The sequence below is a fragment of the Phenylobacterium sp. genome (genome assembly GCF_036263695.1).
In the GTDB taxonomy this organism is placed as follows: Bacteria; Pseudomonadota; Alphaproteobacteria; order Caulobacterales; family Caulobacteraceae; genus Phenylobacterium.
Genome location: NZ_DATAGM010000171.1, coordinates 1 through 1653, shown reverse-complemented (window position 1 = coordinate 1653; position 1653 = coordinate 1). Strand labels below are relative to the sequence as shown.

The window sequence follows — 1653 nt, the reverse complement described above, 5'->3', positions numbered from 1 at the left end:
ACGCCATCGCCGGTCTGGCCTCGGACGTAATCCCGTTCCGCGGCTGGGTGCGCAAGATCACCGGCGCCGAGAGGCACGACAAGACGATCCAGCAGTCCATCGCCGCCGGCGCCGTCCGCCGCGCCTACCTCAAGGGCCTAGGCGAGGCGCGCGGGTGCGACCCCCCGGGGACGCCGATGCACAATCCGATGGAAAATGCGCCGGTGGTGGCCGAGGACACGACGACGGAACCCCTCGCCACGGCCGTAGCGACGTCCGGGCCGGCGCCAACCACCACGGCTGTCGCGACCACGACCGCACTGGCGACCGCGTCTGACACGATCCCGATTCAGAAGATCGAGATCAATCAGGCCTTCAGTCCGGCTCGCTGACGGCCGGCGAAGTCCCGCCGGAAGGCGTCCAGCCGGCTCTCAGTAATCGCTTGCCGCAGGGCCGCCATCAGGCCCTCGAAGAAGGCGACGTTGTGCCAGGACAGCAGCACCTGGGCGAGGATCTCGTCGGATTTCACGAGGTGGTGCAGGTAGGCCTTGGAATAGCCTGAGGACGCCGGACAGGGGCTGCCCTCATCCAGCGGCGCCTCGTCGTCGGCGAAGCGGGCGTTCTTCAGGTTGATCGGCCCTTCCCAGGTCCAGGCCTGGCCATGCCGCCCGGAGCGGGTCGGCAACACGCAGTCAAACATGTCGACGCCGCGGGCCACCGCCTCGACGAGGTCGATGGGCTTGCCGACGCCCATCAGGTAGCGCGGCCGCTCCTCGGGCAGCATGGCGGGGGCGAAGTCCAGCACCCCGCACATCGCCTCGTGCCCCTCCCCGACCGCCAGCCCGCCAATCGCGTAGCCGTCGAACCCGATGTCGACCAGCCGCTCGGCGCTCTCGCGGCGCAGCGGCTCGTACACCGAGCCCTGCTGGATCCCGAACAGCGCCTGCCGCTCGCGCGCGCCGAACGCGGCCTTGCAGCGCTGCGCCCAGCGCGCCGACAGACGCATGCCCTCGGCGGCGCGCGCCTCGTCCGCGGGCCAGGCGACGCATTCGTCGAGCTGCATGACGATGTCCGAGCCCAGGAGGTCGGCCTGGATTTCGATCGACCGCTCGGGCGAGAGCACGTGGCGCGAGCCGTCCAGGTGGCTCTGGAAGGTGACCGCCTCCTCCTTCACCTTCGAGATCTTCGACAGGCTCATCACCTGGAAGCCGCCGGAATCGGTCAGGATCGGCCCGTCCCAGCGCATGAACCTATGAAGCCCACCCAGACGCGCGACCCGCTCGGCCGTCGGCCGCAGCATCAGGTGGTAGGTGTTGCCGAGCAGGATGTCGGCGCCCGCCTCGCGGACCTGGTCCACTGTCATCGCCTTGACCGTGCCGGCGGTGCCCACCGGCATGAAGGCCGGCGTGCGGATTTCGCCGCGCGGCGTGGCGATCACCCCAGTGCGGGCCCGGCCGTCGCGGGCGTCGATGCGGAACGGGAAGGCCGCCATCAGGCCGCCCGCCACAACAGGCTGGCGTCGCCGTAGGAATAGAAGCGGTAGCCGTGGTCCACGGCGTGGGCGTAGGCCGCCCGCATCCGCTCCAGGCCCGCGAACGCGCTGACCAGCATGAACAGGGTCGACTTCGGCAGGTGGAAGTTGGTCATCAGCCCGTCGGCGACGCGAAAGCGGTA

General features: G+C 70.1%; 2 protein-coding genes and 1 pseudogene. 1 reads left to right on the top strand and 2 read right to left on the bottom strand.

Annotated features, from left to right (window positions below; genetic code table 11):
* Nucleotides 1-371, top strand: a pseudogene (locus VHK87_RS19455) (hypothetical protein); the annotation flags it as partial.
* Here VHK87_RS19455 and tgt read toward each other — a convergent pair.
* Nucleotides 347-1471 (bottom strand): tRNA guanosine(34) transglycosylase Tgt, encoded by a 1125-nt coding sequence (tgt, locus tag VHK87_RS07055; protein ID WP_329634195.1) that lies wholly within the window; start codon nt 1469-1471, stop codon nt 347-349. The pseudogene VHK87_RS19455 and the gene tgt overlap by 25 nt on opposite strands.
* Nucleotides 1471-1653: S-adenosylmethionine:tRNA ribosyltransferase-isomerase (locus tag VHK87_RS07050; protein WP_329634194.1), on the bottom strand; the 183-nt coding region annotated here is incomplete at its 5' end. The genes VHK87_RS07050 and tgt, both read right to left, overlap by 1 nt.

Excerpts from the sequence above, each read along its gene's own strand:
- tgt (WP_329634195.1), bottom strand. The coding sequence starts at position 1,471 with ATGGCGGCCTTCCCGTTCCGCATCGACGCCCGCGACGGCCGGGCCCGC.